This window comes from Verrucosispora sp. ts21 (assembly GCF_002879555.1).
GTDB classification, from domain to species: domain Bacteria; phylum Actinomycetota; class Actinomycetes; order Mycobacteriales; family Micromonosporaceae; genus Micromonospora; species Micromonospora gifhornensis.
This window is the reverse complement of record NZ_PNOZ01000110.1, coordinates 1-16,212: the sequence shown is the minus strand read 5'-3', so window position 1 is coordinate 16,212 and position 16,212 is coordinate 1. Positions and strand designations below refer to the sequence as shown.

Here is a 16,212-nt window from a genome sequence, read left to right as displayed (position 1 = left end):
CGGTGAGACCGGCGATGGCGAGGACGCTCTTACGCAGCATGGTGTTCATGATCAAAGCTCCATTCGGGGGTGATGTCCGCGCGGGGGGGATGGGCGCGGGCGCCGGCAAGGGCGCGGAGGATCAGGGGAGCGGCAAAACCACAGGTACGGCGTTCTGCGATGCGCTGGGGGAGGCGTCGCCGACGCGTACGGTGCAAGCCCGTCGTGGTGCCGGGTCCAGGTGTAACGACCGGGCGGGCCGGCTCATTCCCTGGGCCGTCGGTCGGGGCCGTGGGGGAGGATCGCGCTGGTCACCGATGCGTGGTCGGCGCCTACGTGGCCCCTACTTCGTCAGCCATGCATTACAACGCCACCCACCCGCCGAGGATTCCGCCCAGGGGCCACCCAGCGCCCGCCGATTCCGGACAAAGGCCCCAATCCCGCACCTGGCTGCGGGCAGGCTGGCCAAGTCACCCGTGATGGCCGGCCCAGCACCTCCCGGGCCCGTGAAGCGGCTCCGGGTGCATCTGTTGTCGCCGGGACAGCAGCAAGCGCACCCGGAGCGCGCAGGGTGCACGTGCAGTGGAGGTCGCCTGTCCCGTCATGTGACGGCGGTCACATTAGATACGAAACGGTTCCGTATCGATAATGTCGAGCCTACGCTCAGGTGGCGATTACGGACGCGACCGTATCGAAAAGCGGGGGGTGCGGGGAATGCCGCCGAATGCGAACACCGGACATCCGAGGAGGTGGGCGATCCTCGGAGTGCTGGTGATCAGCCTGCTCGTGGTCGTCCTGGACAACACCATCCTCAACGTCGCGCTGCGGACGCTCGCCGATCCGGTACACGGACTCGGCGCCAGCCACGGCGAGCTCGAATGGTTCATCAACTCCTACACGCTTGTCTTCGCCGGGCTGCTGTTCACCTTCGGCGTGCTCGGTGACCGGGCCGGTCGCCGCCGGATGATGCTCATCGGCCTGGTGCTGTTCGGTCTGGCGTCGCTGCTGTCCGCGTACGCGCAGAGCCCCGCACAGTTGATCGCCGCCCGCGCGCTGATGGGCGCCGGCGGTGCGGCCATCATGCCGGCCACTCTGTCGATCATCTCCAACGTCTTCGACCCGCGGGAGCGGGGACGGGCCATCGGGATATGGGCCGGCGCGGTCGGGTTGGCGATGGCGATCGGCCCGATCCTCGGCGGCCTGCTGCTGGAGCACTTCTGGTGGGGTTCGGTCTTCCTGATCAACGTGCCGGTCGTCGCGCTCGGCGTCGTCCTGGTGGCGCTGCTGGTGCCGGAGTCGCGGGATCCGAACCCGGGGCGCATCGACGTGCTCGGTGTCGCGCTGTCGGTGGTCGGCCTGGTCACGTTGACGTACGGCATCATCGACGGCGGCGAGCACGGCTTCGGTCGGCCGGTGGTCTGGGCCGCCATCGTCGGCGGGCTGGCGGTGCTGGCCTGGTTCATCGCCCACGAGCGGCGCAGCAGCCATCCCTCACTTGACGTACGCCTGTTCCGGGAACCGCGCTTCGCCGTACCGGTGGCACTGATCGGGCTGGTCTTCTTCGCCGCCATGGGCGTGATGTTCTTCAGCTCGTTCTACCTGCAACTGGTACGCGGCTACAGCCCGTTGCAGACCGGCCTGATCTTCCTGCCGTTCGCGGTCGCCCAACTCTTCTTCGCCCCGCGCAGCGCCGCCATGGTGCGCCGGTACGGCCCTCGGGCGGTCGCGGTGGTGGGGCTGGTGCTGTCCGCCGTGGCGCTTGGCGCGTTCGCCGTCATCGACGCGGTCACGCCGATCTGGGTGGTGCTCGTGTTCTTCTTCATCCAGGGCGCCGGGATGGCCAACATCATGCCGCCGGCCACCGAGTCGATCATGTCGGCGTTGCCGAGGGAGAAGGCCGGTGTCGGCTCCGCGGTCAGCAACACCATCCGCCAGGTGGCCGCCGCGCTGGGCGTGGCGGTGCTCGGTTCGGTGCTCGCGGCGGGCTACCGCAACGGCATCGACCCGGCCCTGACCGAGCTGCCACCGCAGGCGCGGGAGGCGGCCGGCGAGTCGATCTCCGGGGCGTACGCCGCCGCTGGTCAGCTCGGGCCGACGGCGCCGCAGCTGATCACGGCGGCCAACGACGCCTTCATCTCGGCGATGCACTGGTCGGCGGCGCTTGCCGCACTGGTCACCGCCGCCGGCATCCTGGTGGCGTTGCGCTGGATGCCCACCCGGTCCGGCACCGGCGCGCCGGCCGCGGTCGGTGAACCCGAGTTGGCCGGCACCGCATAGCGTCGGGAACAATGCGGGCATGACGAGCACGGCAGACGCTCCGCGGCCGCCCGGCCGGCCGCGGAGCGTCCGCGCAGACGAAGCGATCATCGAGGCCACGCTGGACCTCCTCGCCGAGGGCAGCACGATCGAGGCGATCTCGGTCGAGGCGATCGCCGCGCGGGCCGGGGTCGGCAAGGCCACCATCTACCGTCGCTGGGCGGGCAAGGACGCGCTGCTGCACGACGCGCTGCGCACCCTCAAGGGCGAGCCGCCGCAGCCGTCCGGTCGGTCCGTCCGGGAGGATCTCGTCGCCCTGGTCGGCGCGGTCGGGCAGAACATCGACCCGCGCGCGGCGAAGATCATGCCCTGTCTGGTGCCCAACGTGAAACGCAATGCCGAGCACTACGCGCTGTACCAGAGCATCGTGGAGCCCCGCCGCGCGGTGATGCGCGAGGTGCTGCGGCGCGGCATCCGCGACGGCGAACTCCGCCCCGACATCGACGTCGAGGTCACCCTGGCTCTGATCACCGGCCCGCTGCTCATTCAACGGATGTTGAACTGGAACCCTGACCTCGACGAGACGACGCTGCCCGCGCGGGTCGTCGACCAGGTGCTGGCGGGCATCCAGGCCCGCTGAGGCCGGGGGCGCGCACCGCTGTGGGTCGGCGCGGACGGCGGACGAGCACGACGATCCGGTGCGGGATGACGACATCGGTGTGTATCGGTGTCGGGGCCCCGAGGCGTCGGTAGCGGCCTAGACTACGGGCGGCCCCGCACTCGTCGGGATCGTTGCCGCCATCGGAGGTCTCCGTGCCCTCGCCTGTCATCGACCTGGCCCTCGGGCCGGACTGGCTCGAACCGGAGTGGCTGATCTCGACCTTCGGGCTGATCGGCATCCTGGTGATCGTCTTCGCCGAGTCCGGGCTGCTGATCGGCTTCTTCCTGCCGGGTGACTCGCTGCTGTTCACCACCGGGTTGCTGGTCGCCGACGGGCAGTACCTCAAATATCCGCTGTGGCTGGTGTGTCTGCTCATCACCGTCGCCGCGATCGCCGGTGACCAGGTCGGCTACCTGTTCGGTCGCAAGGTCGGCCCGGCGCTGTTCCGGCGACCCAACTCACGCCTGTTCAAGCAGGAGAACCTGCTCAAGGCGCATGACTTCTTCGAGAAGTACGGCGCGCGCTCCATCGTGCTGGCCCGGTTCGTGCCGATCGTGCGGACGTTCACCCCGATCGTGGCCGGGGTGAGCCGGATGAACTACCGCACCTTCGTCATCTTCAACGTCATCGGCGGCATCCTCTGGGGCACCGGGGTGACCGTGCTGGGCTACTTCCTCGGGCAGATCCCGTTCGTCAAGGCCAACATCGAGTTCATCCTGATCGGCATCGTGGGGATCTCGGTCCTGCCGATCGCGGTGGAGCTGCTGCGGGCCTGGTTGGCCGCCCGGCGGGGAACCACCCCGCAGGAGCGGGCCGCCGCCGAGGAGGCGATCCGGGAAACCCGGCAGCATTACGGCAAGCACTGAGCCGCGCGCGGTCGTCGCGGGCCGGCGGCCAGGGGATGAGCAGCCGGGTCAGCCCCCGGGGGTACGCAGCCGGTGCAGCCGCAGCGCGAGCTGCACCTGAAGCGCCTGCTCCGGTTTCTGCCAGTCCGCGCCGAGCAGTTGCCCGACCCGCTCCAGCCGCTGGGTCACCGTGTTGACGTGCACGTGCAGCAGTTCGGCGGCCCGGGCCAGGCTGCCGCCGACGCCGAAGTAGGCCTCCAGCGTCCGCACCAGGGCGGTGCCCCGGCGGGCGTCGTAGTCCACGACCGGGCCGATGGTGGTGGCGAGGAACTGACTGACGTCGGCGTCACCGTCGCCGGAGACCGTGCCCAGCAGCAGTCCGACGAAGCCCAGCTCGGCGGTGCTCGCACCCTGCCCGGCCCGGCCCAACGCGCCCAGCGCGGCCAGGCAGCGGTCGGCCTCCCGGAAGGCGGCGGCCAGCGACGTCGGCCCGGCGACCGGGCCGCTCGCTCCGGCGGTCACCGGCCGGCCGGTGATCCGGGACAGGTCCCGTGACACGGCCCGGGCGCTGCCCCCGGCATCCTGCCCGGGCAGCATCAGCACCACCCGGCCGTCGCGCGCCGCGGCCAGCCCACCGCGGGTCGAGGCGTACGTGGTGGCCCAGGAGAGCACCCGCTGGCGGGCCGATCCGGTGGCCGCGATCGCGTCGTCGTCGACCGCCACCAGCACGTGCGGGGCGTCCAGGTCCACCCCGAGGCGGCGGGCGCGGCTGCGCAGCGCGTCGGTGTCGCGCAACGGCCGGGCGATCAGGTCGTCGAGCAGTTCACCCCGGACCCGGCCCTCGGCCTCGGCCACGGTGCGTCGGAACAGCAGCAGCAACGCGGTGACCAGCGCCGCGCGTTCCAGGATCCGCTGCTCGGCGTCGGCCAGTTCGCCCTCCGGGTGCAACACCAGCGCACCCAGGTTCTCCGCACCAGCCACCACGGCGGCGTACCACACCTCGCCCCGGCGTACGCTGCGTCCCTCGGTCCGGGACGCGGCCACCGCCTCCACGAGGTCGGCGCGGTCCGGCTCGTCGAGCGCACCGACCCGGGCCAGCAGCCGGCCCTCGGCGTCCAACGCCAGCAGCGTCCCGCCCAGCACCTCGGTGACCGCCGCGGCGACGTCCTCCACCCCGCCCCCGCGCAGCACCAGCGCGGTCATCCGGTCGTGGGCCGCCGCGGCACGCTCGACGGAACTGCTGTGCGCCCGGATCGTGGTGTTGGCCGACGACAGCTCCGCCAACGCCGCCCGGGTCTCGGCCAGCAGCCGCGCGGTGTCGATCGCCACCGCGGCATGCGCGGCCAGCGAGAGCAGCAACGCCACCTCCTCGCGGACGAACGGCCGGGCCGAACGGTTCGCCGCGTAGAGCACGCCGATGCTTGTGGAGCCGAGCCGCAGCGGCACCCCGAGGATCGCCACCAGCCCCTCCTCGCCCACCCCGGCGTCGATCTCCCGGGTGTGGTGGAAGCGCTCGTCCTGCGGGTAGTTCGCGGTCACGTACGGGGCGCCCGACTGGGCCACCAGCCCGCCGAGGCCGGCGCCCATCGGCAGCCGCAGCTGCTGGAAGCGGGCCGACACCGAGCCGTCGGTGACGCGCATGTAGGTGTCGCCGCGTTCGGCGTCGTTGAGGGTCATGTAGGCGACGTCCGCGCCGAGCAGGTGCCGGGCCCGGTGCACGATGGCCCGCAGCACGTCGTCCAGGTCACGCAGCCCGGCCAGGTCGCTGACCGTGTCGTACAGGCTCAGCAGTTCGCTCTCCCGGCGGCGGCGGCGCTCCAGCAGCGCGCGGACCCGCAGCGCCACCGTCTTGGCCTGCTCCAGCTCGGCGATCTGGTCGGCGGGCAGCCCGGCCGAGCGGGCGGCGACCAGCGGACCCTCGAACTCGACCGCAGCGGCTTCCCGGGCGAGCAGTTCCAGGAACTCCAGCGGCGACGACATGACCGACATTGTGCGGGGGGACACTAGTTCGCCGTCCAGCCCCCGTCGAGCGCGATCGACGCGCCGGTGATGAACGCCGCCGGCGGTGAGCAGAGGTAGGCCAGCAGTTCGGCCACCTCGTCCGGCTCGATCAGGCGTTTGATCGCGGCCCGGGCCAGCATGATCTTCTCGATCACCTCGGTCTCCGGGATGCCGTGGGTGGCGGCCTGGTCGGCGATCTGGCCCTCCACCAGGGCGGTGCGCACGTACGCGGGGTTGATGCAGTTGGCCGTCACCCCGTACGCCGCGCCCTCCAGCGCCACCACCTTGGACAGCCCTTCCAGGGCGTGTTTCGCCGCGACGTACGCCGCCTTGTAGGGCGAGGCGCGCAGCCCGTGCACCGAGGAGATGTTGACGACCCGACCCCAGCCCTGCGCGTACATGTGCGGCAGCGCCCGCCGGATCAGCAGGAACGGCGCCTCGACCATCACCCGCTGCAGGTACTCGAAGCGTTCGACCGGGAAGTCCTGGATCGGGGCGACGTGCTGCAGGCCGGCGTTGTTGACCACGATGTCCACCTCGGCGTCGAGCCGGTCCACCGCGGCGGCGTCGGCCAGATCCATCCCCACGGCCCGACCGCCGGCCTCGGCCGCCACCTGCTCGGCCGCCTCGGCGTTGCGGTCGACCACCAGCACCTGGGCGCCGGCCACGGCCAGCCGTAGGGCGCAGGCCCGACCGATGCCGCTGCCGCCGCCGGTCACCACAGCAATGCGGCCGGTGAGGTCGACGTTCACGACGTGGGGGCGCGCCACGGGTTCTGCCGTCATGGCGCATGAAACTACGAGCTGGGTGGCCGGGCGCACATGGCGTACGCGCACATACTCCTACGGTGGCAGGTGGCCTCCGGCTACATTCCGTCGCCGTTGACGTCACCGGTGTGGCGGCGGTGCCGTCGCCCGGGCGTGTCCCCGGGCGCGGCCCCGCAGGAGCATCGGTAGGGTGTCGAACACACGTACTGCTCGACGGCTGGGAGGGGGAGGCGTGCGGGTGCTCGGCGTCGACCCGGGGCTCACCCGGTGCGGGGTGGGTGTGGTCGAGGGAGTGCCGGGTCGCCCCTGCACGCTCGTCGCCTACTACGTGATCTACACCGATCCGGCCGATGAGCTGCCGACCCGCCTGCTGCACCTGGACCGGTCGCTCACCGACCTGGTCGCCGAGCACCGGCCGGACAGTGTCGCCGTGGAGCGGGTGTTCAGCCAGCACAATGTCCGGACGGTGATGGGCACCGCCCAGGCCAGCGGGATCGCCGTACTTGCCGGGGCGCGGGCCGGGCTGCCGGTGCAGACGTACACCCCGAGTGAGGTGAAGGCGGCGGTGACCGGCTCGGGTCAGGCGGACAAGGCGCAGATGACCGCGATGGTGACCCGGCTGTTGCGGCTGCCCGAGCCACCCCGGCCGGCCGACGCCGCGGACGCCCTGGCGCTGGCCATCTGCCACGTGTGGCGCGGTGGTACCCGGTCCAAGCTGGCCGCCGCCGCGGACCGGGTCAGACGAGGAGGAGCGAGATGATCGCCAGTGTGCGTGGCGTGGTGACCGCCACCGGCCCGGACCATGCGGTCATCGAGGTCGGTGGGGTCGGCCTGGCCGTGCAGTGTGCCCCCGGCACCATCGCCGACCTGCGGGTCGGCCAGCCTGCCCGGCTGGCCACCAGCCTGGTCGTCCGGGAGGATTCGCTCACCCTCTACGGCTTCGCCGACGACGACGCGAAGGCGCTGTTCGAGCTGTTGCAGACCGCGAGCGGGGTTGGCCCTCGCCTGGCCCAGGCGGTGCTGGCCGTGCACACCCCCGACGCGGTACGCAAAGCCATCGCCAACGCCGACACCGCCGCGCTGACCCGGGTTCCCGGCATCGGGAAGAAGGGCGCCGAACGGCTGGTGCTGGAGTTGCGTGACCGCATCGGCCCGGTCCCGGTGGGCGCCGACGGCGCGGCCGGGGTCACCGGGGGCGCCTGGCCGGAGCAGGTCCGCCAGGCGTTGATCGGGCTCGGCTGGACGGCGAGCCAGGCCGACCAGGCGGTCGCCGCGGTCGCGGAGACCGTCGACGGGGCCGCCCCGCCGGTGCCGGTGCTGCTCAAGCAGGCCATCCGGCTGCTGGGCCGGACCCGATGAGCGCGAGGAGTGAGCCGGGTTTGCCAGCCCCGCAGTCGCGAATGAGGATGATCTGGTGACCGGCCCCGACAGCGGCCTGGTCTCGGCGTACGTCAACGATGCGGACCGGGACGCCGAGGTCAGCGTCCGGCCCAAGCGCCTCGACGAGTTCATCGCCCAGCATCGGGTCCGTGACCAGCTCGACCTGTTGTTGCAGGGCGCGATGCGGCGCGGCTCGCCGCCGGATCACATCCTGCTCTCGGGGCCGCCCGGCCTCGGCAAGACCACCCTGGCCAACATCGTCGCCGCGGAGCTGGGCGCGGGCATCCGGGTGACCAGCGGGCCGGCGATCGAGCGCTCCGGTGATCTGGCCGCGATCCTGACCAGCCTCGCCGAGGGCGATGTGCTGTTCATCGACGAGATCCACCGCATCGCCAAGCCGGCGGAGGAACTCCTCTACAGCGCGATGGAGGACTTCCGGGTCGACGTGGTGGTGGGCAAGGGTCCCGGCGCCACCGCCATCCCACTGGACGTCGAGCCGTTCACCCTGGTCGGCGCGACCACCCGGTCCGGTCTGCTGACCGGTCCGATGCGTGACCGGTTCGGCTTCGTCGCGCACCTGGACTTCTACGCCCCGGCCGACCTGGAGACGCTGCTGCACCGCTCGGCCCGCATTCTCGGCGTGCCGATCACCGACGACGGCGCGGCCGAGATCGCCGGCCGGTCCCGGGGCACCCCGCGGATCGCCAACCGGCTGCTGCGCCGGGTGCGTGACTACGCCGAGGTACGCGCCGACGGTGTGGTCACCCTCGACACCGCCCGTTCCGCATTGACGGTCTACGATGTGGATGCGCTCGGGCTGGACCGGCTGGACCGGGCGGTGCTCACTGCGTTGGTCGACTCGTTCCGGGGCGGTCCGGTCGGCCTGTCCACCCTCGCGGTGGCGGTGGGGGAGCAGCCGGACACGGTCGAGGAGGTGTGCGAGCCGTTCCTGGTGCGGGCCGGGCTGCTGGCCCGTACGCCGCGGGGCCGGGTGGCGACGGAGGCCGCTTGGCGACACCTGGGCCGTACGCCGCCAAATGGTACATTTGGTGCTGAAGCTCCCCTCGCGCCCGATCTGTTTTCCGTGGACACGGGGGAGGCGTGATCTGTTCGTGATCTGCGGCGCGTTCGGCGTTCCCAGATACAGCGACTAGACTCGCCGCGGTCTGTACAGGATGTGAAAATCCGCCTCCGCTCCGGTGCCACGTGCCGGCGGGGGGCCAATGGGAAGGTCGTCAACTGTGTTTCACGCCGCAGCAGAAGGCAGCGGAGCGGGCAGCTTCACGCCGATCCTCATGATCGCGCTGCTCTTCGGCGTCATGTACTTCATGATGATCCGCCCGCAGCAGAAGCGCCGCCGCGAGGCCGAGGCGATGCAGTCCGGCCTGTCCATCGGCGACGAGGTGGTGACCATCGGCGGGTTGTACGGCACGGTCTCCGGGATCGAGGACGACAGCGTCCTGCTCGAGGTAGCCCCAGGAGTGCAGACCCGTTACGCCCGACCGGCGATCGCCCGCGTGGTGACCAAGGCGGAGCGCCCCACGGAGTCGGTGGCCGAGGAAACCGACGCCGTCAAGGAATGAGCACTGCACCCGCCCTGGCCTGCCGGTACGCCGGTGCGGCCGGGGTGGGGAACAGCCCGCACGCGTCCCCGTCGGGCACCCACCGCCGGAATGCGGTGTGACAACTGAATAGCAGGCCGACGCCGGGCGTCGGCGCGCCGGCTCGGTCCGGTCCACGCGCCCCCCGCGTCGACCATCAGAGGCGGCGGCGTCAGCCCCGGGCGCCGTCGGAAGGCAGATCGTCGGCCGGGCAGACCGGCCGACCCGCCGTCGCGCCTGCGGCGGCGCGACCGCACAGGGAGACAGGACAGCCGTGGCACCACCTCAGGGACAGATGCGCCCGGGACGGCAATTGGCCGTACTGGGCGGCATCCTTGTCGTCCTCTATCTTTTGGTGTTCTTCGCGGGCGGTGCCAGCGGAGGCTGGAAGGACCGGCTCGAACCGCGCCTCGGTCTTGACCTTGTCGGTGGCACCCGGCTCACGCTGGAGGCGACGAACACCCTCGACGGCCGGGCACCGACGGCGGACAACCTCGAACAGGCCCGCCAGATCATCGAGAGCCGGGTCAACGCGTACGGCGTTGCCGAGGCCGAGGTGGTCACCGAGGGCGACCGCAACATCGTGGTCTCCCTGCCCGGCGAGAACCGGGACCTGACCGAGATCGGTAGCGCCGCCGAGCTGCGCTTCCGCAAGGTCCTGAAGATCGTCGACGGCAGCGGTGCGATCCCCTCGCCGGCGCCCAGCCCGAGCGACAGCGCCGACCCGGCCGCCACCCCGAGCCCGACCGGCAGCACCACCCCCACCCCGAACGCCGAGGCCACGGCATCGCCGTCCGGCGGTCAGGGCGGTGGCGCCCCGTCGGAGACCCCGAGCGCGACCCCGTCGCCGAGCGCCAGCGCGTCGCCGAGCGCCAGCGAGGAGCCGGTGCCGCAGAGCCTCGAAGACCAGCGCAAGGCCGTCGAGGCCAAGGTCGGCGCGGAGGCCTGGGCCGCCGCGAGCGGCCTGCAGGCGCCGGCCGACTTCAGCGCCGACCCCACGCTTGCCGAGAAGCTCAAGCCCTTCGCCGAGCTGACCGGCCGCGAGGTCGCGGTGCTGCCCACGCAGATGCAGTTCAACGTGCCGACCATCGGCTGCCTCCAGCTCGACGACCGGCCCCCGGCGTCCATCTCCGCCGCGGACCAGCAGGTCGTCGCCTGTGAGGGCGGTTACGCCAAGAACCTGCTGGACCAGGCAAAGGTGCTCGGCACCGACGTCGACTCCGCCGCCGCGGTGCGCGACCAGACCAGCCAGTGGGTGGTCAGCCTGGACTTCACCCGCAACGGCCAGGAGAAGTGGACCGCGCTGACCCGCGAGGCCTTCAACAACGAGGGTCAGGCGTGTGACGCCTCCGCGCTCGGTGACGAGGGCCGCTGCCGCGTCGCCGTGGTGCTGGACAACCAGATCATCTCCTCGCCGCAGATCCAGGGCGTGCTCACCGGCAACTCGCAGATCACCGGCAACTTCAGCAACGCCGAGGCCAGCGAGCTCGCCGGCTACCTGAACTACGGTGCCCTGCCGGTCACCTTCGAGGCGCAGGAGCAGCAGAACGTCACCGCCACCCTGGGCGCCAGCTACCTGCGGGCCGGTCTGCTTGCCGCCGGCATCGGCATGCTGCTGGTCATCATCTACTCGTTCTTCTACTACCGACTGCTCGGCACGGTGATCTTCGCGAGCCTGGTGCTGTCGGCGTTGCTGCTCTTCGGCGCGCTTGTGGTGCTCGGCCGGCAGATCGGCTTCACCCTCACCCTCGCCGGCATCTCCGGCATCATCGTCTCGCTAGGTGTGGCGGCGGACTCGTTCGTCATCTACTTCGAACGATTGAAGGACGAGATCCGTGAGGGCCGCAGCCCGCGTAGCGCGGTCTCCCGCGCCTGGGTCCGCGCCCGCCGTACGATCATCTCGGCGAACGCCATCACGATCATGTCGGCGGTGGTCCTCTACATCGTCTCGGTCGGTACGGTCAAGGGATTCGCCTTCGCCCTCGGTCTGGCCACCGTGCTGGACCTGGTCGTGGTCTTCCTCTTCCGGCACCCGATGATGACGATGCTCGCCCGGAGCCAAGCGTTCCTGTCCCCGCGGGTCAGTGGTCTCGGCCGGGCGCTGCCGGCCAAGTCGGAGCAGGCCCAGCCCCGCAACCCGCGTGTCAAGGAGGCCTGAGATGGCTGCTGAGAACTCTCTGGCAAGCCGCCTCTACCGGGGCGAGGCCGGCCTCAACGTCGTCGGCAAGCGCAAGATGTGGTTCACCGCGGCGGCCGTGCTGGTGCTGATCGCGTTGGCCAGCATCCTCATCAAGGGGTTCAACCCGGGCATCGAGTTCGCCGGCGGCAACTCGTTCCAGATCCCCACCAGCGTCGGCACCATGCAGCAGGCCGAGGAGACCGCAGGCGAGTCGCTGAGCACCGCGGGCGCCCACGTGGTCACCGCCCAGCAGGTCGGCGGGGCCGGCGGCTCGTTCTACGAGCTGCGGACCACCCAGCTCGACCAGTCGCAGGCCGAGACCGTCCGGCTGGACATGGCCGAGCGGTTCGGCATCGACGCGAACGAGATCAGCGCCAACCGGGTCAGCGAGGCCTGGGGTAGCCAGGTGACCAACCGGGCCCTGCTCGGTCTGGTCATCTTCATCGCCCTGGTCACGGTCTACCTGGTGCTGCGCTTCGAGTGGCAGATGGCGGTCGCGGCCATCTTCTCCCTGGTGATGAACCTGGTGCTCACCGCCGGCATCTACTCGATCGTCGGCTTCGAGGTCACCCCGTCGACGATCATCGGTTTCCTCACCATCCTGGGCTTCGCGCTCTATGACGTGGTGGTGGTCTTCGACAAGGTGCAGGAGAACGCCAGAGGCATCACCGCGAACAACAACCAGACCTACGGCGAGGCCGCCAACCTGGCCGTCAACCAGAGCCTGATGCGGTCGGTCAACACCTCGGTGGTGGCGCTGCTGCCGGTCGGCGGCATCCTCTTCATCGGTGCCGGTCTGCTCGGCGCGGGCACCCTGAAGGACCTGGGTCTGGTGCTGTTCGTCGGTATGGCCATGGCGTTCATCACCTCGATCACGCTGGCCACCCCGCTGCTGGTGGTGCTGAAGAACCGCGACCCGCGGATCCAGGCGCACAACAAGCGGGTGCAGGCCCGTCGGGCCAACCCGGTGCCGGCGAAGGAGGCCCGCGTCAAGGCGGCCACGGCCGCCGCGGTCGAGGGCGACGAAGAGGAGCCGGTGCCGGCGGAGACCGATGCGGCTCTGGCCGGTGCGGCGGCCCCGAAGGTGGGCGCCCGGCCGGCGGGCAAGCGCTCCGGCGGCGCCCGCGGTGGGCGGCCCGGCGGCGGTAACCGTCCGGGCGGCGGAAAGCGACGCTGAGCGACACCGGGGCCACCCGGTAGGAACTGATCCGGCGGCGTCCGGCATGCTGTGCGAGCAGCGTGCCGGACGCCGCCGTCGTCGTGGAAGGGAAGCGGAGCTACCGTGACGGAGACCCACAGCAGCGGGGTACGGGGAGACAGCGGCCCGGAAGTCGCCCGACTGGTCGCCAGCCGGGTGCTCGACGTGCCCGACTTCCCCAAGCCTGGCGTCATGTTCAAGGACCTCATGCCGTTGTTCGCCGACGGTGCCGCCTTCCGTGACGTGATCGACGGGATCGTCGCGTACCACGGGCGGGAGTCCTTCGACACAGTGGTCGGCATCGAGGCGCGCGGCTTCGTCGTCGCCGCCGCCATCGCGTACGCCACCGGAGTCGGTGTGGTGCCGGTCCGCAAGGCCGGCAAGCTGCCCCGACCCGCGTACGCCGCCTCCTACGCCCTGGAGTACGGCGAGGCCACGCTGGAGGTGCACCAGGACGCCTTCACCGCCGGACACCGGGTCCTGGTGGTGGACGACGTCCTGGCCACCGGGGGCACCGCCGCGGCGACGCTGGACCTGGTCGAGCGTGCCGGTGGCACCGTGACCGGGTTCACCGTGCTGCTGGAGTTGGCCTTCCTCAAGGGGCGGGAGCGGCTGGCGCCGCGCGACGTCCATGCCCTGTTGACCGTTTGAGCGCCGACCGCCACCGGATGAGGCGGCACGGTACGTCCGGCGGAGCGGCAGGGCACTGTCGGTGCGGGTAGCATTGCCCATTGCTGAGCGGACGGTGAGCCGTCCGAGCGGCACGAGACCAGGCCGGCCGGCGCACGGTCGGTTCGTTTCCGGCGAGCGGTGAGGAGGCCGGTGTCCCACGATGTCGCCCCTCCGGTGGAGGGCACGGTGCATCCGACAGGCGACGCGGACGGCTCGGTGAACCGCAACAGTGCCGCTACGGCGCCGGGCGGCGGGCCGGGTACGGCGCTACCCACCGGCGATGTGGTCCGTACGGGTGCCGGCGCCAACGTCGCACCCGTCGAGGCCGCCGCTGATTCCCCGCCGAGCAGTGGCTTCGCGTTCTCCCACGCGCCCACCGGGCGGCGGGTCCGGGCGCGGCTGGCCCGGTTCAACGCGCCCTGGCAGTCCTCGCAGGTCAGCGAGGTGCTGGAGCCGCTGATCTCGTCACACCGGGAGAATCACCCCAAGGCTGACGCGCGGCTGTTGCAGCGGGCCTTCGACACGGCGGCCCGCTGGCACTCCGGCCAGTACCGCAAGTCCGGTGACCCGTACATCACCCATCCGCTCGCGGTGGCGACCATCCTGGCCAACCTGGGGATGGACACCACCACGCTTGTCGCCGCGCTGCTGCACGACACCATCGAGGACACCGAGTACACCCTCGACCAGATGCGGACGGACTTCGGTGGCGAGGTCGCCCTGCTTGTCGACGGCGTCACCAAGCTGGACAAGGTCAAGCTCGGGGACGCGGCGAAGGCGGAGACCATCCGCAAGATGGTCGTCGCCATGGCCAAGGACCCGCGGGTCCTGGTGATCAAGCTGGCCGACCGGCTGCACAACATGCGTACGCTGACCTTCCTGCCCCGGCCCAAGCAGGAGCAGAAGGCCAAGGAGACCCTGGAAATCCTCGCCCCACTCGCGCACCGCCTCGGTATGAACACCATCAAGTGGGAGCTGGAGGATCTGGCCTTCGGCACCCTGTTCCCGAAGCGGTTCGAGGAGATCAACCGACTGATCGGGGAGCACCAGCCGCAGCGGGAGGCGTTGCTGCGGCAGGTGACCCAGAAGGTGCAGACCGACCTGAAGGCCGCCAAGATCAAGGCGGAGACCACCGGTCGGCCGAAGCACCTCTACTCGATCTACCAGAAGATGATCGTGCGGGGTCGGGACTTCAACGACATCTACGACCTGGTGGGTGTGCGGATCCTGGTCGACACGGTGCGGGACTGCTACGCGGCGTTGGGGGTCATCCACGCCAACTGGCAGCCGGTGCCGGGCCGGTTCAAGGACTACATCGCCATGCCCAAGTTCAACATGTACCAGTCGTTGCACACCACGGTGATCGGGCCGACCGGTAAGCCGGTGGAGATGCAGATCCGCACGTACGCGATGCACCGTACGGCGGAGTTCGGCATCGCGGCGCACTGGAAGTACAAGGAGCACAAGGGCACCCAGATCGTCGGTCCGCCGGCGCACATCGACGAGATGACCTGGCTGCGGCAGCTGCTGGACTGGCAGCGGGAGGCCGCGGACCCGAGCGAGTTCCTGGACGCGCTGCGGTTCGACCTGTCCAGCCAGGAGGTGTACGTCTTCACCCCCAAGGGCGACGTCATCCCGCTGCCGACCGGGTCGACGCCTGTGGACTTCGCGTACGCGGTGCACACCGAGGTCGGGCACAAGTGCATCGGGGCGCGGGTCAACGGCAAGCTGGTGCCGCTGGAATCGACGCTGTCCAACGGCGACGTGATCGAGATCTTCACCTCGAAGTCCGACACGGCCGGCCCGACGCAGGACTGGCTCGGCTTCGTCAAGAGCCCTCGGGCGCGGACGAAGATCCGGCAGTACTTCAACAAGGAGCGCCGCGAGGAGGCGATCGAGGAGGGCAAGGACTCGATCGTCAAGGCGATGCGCAAGCAGGGCATGCCCCTGCAGCGGATGCTCACCTCCGACAACCTGATGGCGATCGCCCGGGACCTGCACCTGGCCGACGTGGCGTCGCTGTACGCCGCGGTGGGTGACAGTCAGGTCTCCGCCCAGTCGGTGGTGCAGAAGCTGATGGCCACCTACGGCGGTGAGGAGGGCGCGGCCGAGGACATCGCCGAGACCGCCGTGGCCACCCGTCCGCCGCGCAGCCGGGTCTCCAGCCACGACCCCGGTGTGGTCGTACGCGGTGTCAGCGACGTCTGGATCAAACTCGCCCGCTGCTGCACCCCGGTGCCCCCGGACACGGTCTTCGGTTTCGTGACCCGCTCCGGCGGCGTCAGCGTGCACCGCGACGACTGCGCCAACGCCGAGGACCTACGCGCCCAGGGTGAACGGGTGGTCGAGGTGAGTTGGAAGCTCACCTCCGCCTCGACCTTCCTGGTCGCCATCCAGGTGGAGGCCCTCGACCGGCACAAGCTGCTCGCCGACGTCACCCGGGTGCTCTCCGAAGAACGGGTCAACATCCTCTCCGCCACCGTCACCACCACCCGCGACCGGGTGGCGGTCAGCCGGTTCAGCTTCGAGATGGCCGACCCGAAACACCTGGGGCACCTCCTCGCCGCCGTCCGCAAGGTGGACGGCGTCTTCGACGCCTACCGCGTAACCTCCGGCTCCTAACTCGAAAATCGACCGTAACTTGACGTGCGGCAGCATCCCGCGTCGCGGAGC

At 70.7% G+C, this 16,212-nt stretch carries 12 protein-coding genes and 1 pseudogene; 11 read left to right on the top strand and 2 right to left on the bottom strand.

Translation table 11 applies throughout. The annotated features are described in order from the left end of the window. The first annotated feature begins 693 nt into the window (after positions 1-693). The 3 genes from C1A38_RS28405 (at position 694) to C1A38_RS28395 (ending at position 3,762) form a co-directional block, all read left to right on the top strand. Positions 694-2,256 carry an MFS transporter gene (locus tag C1A38_RS28405; RefSeq protein WP_102660768.1) on the top strand — a complete coding sequence of 521 codons (1,563 nt, stop codon included), beginning with the start codon at positions 694-696 and terminating at the stop codon, positions 2,254-2,256. Positions 2,257-2,275: 19 nt separating this feature from the next. Next, positions 2,276-2,875 (top strand): TetR/AcrR family transcriptional regulator, encoded by a 600-nt coding sequence (locus C1A38_RS28400; protein WP_102660767.1) that lies wholly within the window; start codon positions 2,276-2,278, stop codon positions 2,873-2,875. A 173-nt stretch (positions 2,876-3,048) separates the two neighbouring features. After that, positions 3,049-3,762 (top strand): DedA family protein, encoded by a 714-nt coding sequence (locus tag C1A38_RS28395; RefSeq protein ID WP_102660766.1) that lies wholly within the window; start codon positions 3,049-3,051, stop codon positions 3,760-3,762. A 48-nt stretch (positions 3,763-3,810) separates the two neighbouring features. On the opposite strand, the gene C1A38_RS28390 is transcribed toward C1A38_RS28395, so the two are convergent. Both C1A38_RS28390 and C1A38_RS28385 read right to left on the bottom strand, forming a co-directional pair. Then, positions 3,811-5,730, bottom strand: coding sequence for a helix-turn-helix domain-containing protein (locus C1A38_RS28390; RefSeq protein WP_102660765.1), 1,920 nt, complete (start codon positions 5,728-5,730; stop codon positions 3,811-3,813). A gap of 14 nt (positions 5,731-5,744) precedes the next feature. Then, entirely contained in the window at positions 5,745-6,527 is a 783-nt protein-coding gene (locus C1A38_RS28385; protein ID WP_102660764.1) for a 3-hydroxybutyrate dehydrogenase, read from the bottom strand. A 214-nt stretch (positions 6,528-6,741) separates the two neighbouring features. Here C1A38_RS28385 and ruvC point away from each other — a divergent pair, with 214 nt between their 5' ends. The 8 genes and pseudogenes from ruvC to C1A38_RS28345 all read left to right on the top strand — a co-directional run bounded on the left by ruvC (position 6,742) and on the right by C1A38_RS28345 (position 16,161). Beyond that, the gene (gene ruvC / locus C1A38_RS28380) at positions 6,742-7,269 is read left to right on the top strand and encodes a crossover junction endodeoxyribonuclease RuvC (protein WP_102660763.1); all 528 of its coding nucleotides are present in this window, start codon (positions 6,742-6,744) and stop codon (positions 7,267-7,269) included. Continuing rightward, the gene (gene ruvA, locus C1A38_RS28375; RefSeq protein WP_013732721.1) at positions 7,266-7,868 is read left to right on the top strand and encodes a Holliday junction branch migration protein RuvA; all 603 of its coding nucleotides are present in this window, start codon (positions 7,266-7,268) and stop codon (positions 7,866-7,868) included. Before ruvC ends, ruvA begins: the two co-directional genes overlap by 4 nt. A 55-nt stretch (positions 7,869-7,923) precedes the next feature. Next, positions 7,924-8,994, top strand: coding sequence for a Holliday junction branch migration DNA helicase RuvB (gene ruvB / locus C1A38_RS28370; protein ID WP_199180356.1), 1,071 nt, complete (start codon positions 7,924-7,926; stop codon positions 8,992-8,994). A 118-nt stretch (positions 8,995-9,112) separates the two neighbouring features. Next, positions 9,113-9,472, top strand: coding sequence for a preprotein translocase subunit YajC (yajC, locus tag C1A38_RS28365; protein ID WP_102660762.1), 360 nt, complete (start codon positions 9,113-9,115; stop codon positions 9,470-9,472). Positions 9,473-9,764: 292 nt separating this feature from the next. After that, positions 9,765-11,648: a protein translocase subunit SecD gene (gene secD, locus C1A38_RS28360; RefSeq protein ID WP_102660761.1), complete on the top strand. Its 1,884-nt coding sequence runs from the start codon at positions 9,765-9,767 to the stop codon at positions 11,646-11,648. Position 11,649: 1 nt separating this feature from the next. Next, positions 11,650-12,630 (top strand): annotated as a pseudogene (gene secF / locus C1A38_RS28355) (protein translocase subunit SecF); the annotation flags it as partial. A gap of 321 nt (positions 12,631-12,951) precedes the next feature. Next, positions 12,952-13,518, top strand: a complete 567-nt coding sequence (locus tag C1A38_RS28350) for an adenine phosphoribosyltransferase (RefSeq protein ID WP_102660759.1) — start codon at positions 12,952-12,954, stop codon at positions 13,516-13,518. Positions 13,519-13,689: 171 nt separating this feature from the next. Further along, entirely contained in the window at positions 13,690-16,161 is a 2,472-nt protein-coding gene (locus C1A38_RS28345; RefSeq protein ID WP_102660758.1) for a RelA/SpoT family protein, read from the top strand. Positions 16,162-16,212 lie beyond the last annotated feature (51 nt).

What these genes read in the sequence shown, in the direction of transcription:
- C1A38_RS28405 (WP_102660768.1), top strand. Translation starts at nt 694, where the DNA reads ATGCCGCCGAATGCGAACACCGGACATCCGAGGAGGTGGGCGATCCTC.
- C1A38_RS28400 (WP_102660767.1), top strand. Translation starts at nt 2,276, where the DNA reads ATGACGAGCACGGCAGACGCTCCGCGGCCGCCCGGCCGGCCGCGGAGC.
- C1A38_RS28390 (WP_102660765.1), bottom strand. Translation starts at nt 5,730, where the DNA reads ATGTCGGTCATGTCGTCGCCGCTGGAGTTCCTGGAACTGCTCGCCCGG.
- C1A38_RS28385 (WP_102660764.1), bottom strand. Translation starts at nt 6,527, where the DNA reads ATGACGGCAGAACCCGTGGCGCGCCCCCACGTCGTGAACGTCGACCTC.
- ruvA (WP_013732721.1), top strand. Translation starts at nt 7,266, where the DNA reads ATGATCGCCAGTGTGCGTGGCGTGGTGACCGCCACCGGCCCGGACCAT.
- yajC (WP_102660762.1), top strand. Translation starts at nt 9,113, where the DNA reads ATGGGAAGGTCGTCAACTGTGTTTCACGCCGCAGCAGAAGGCAGCGGA.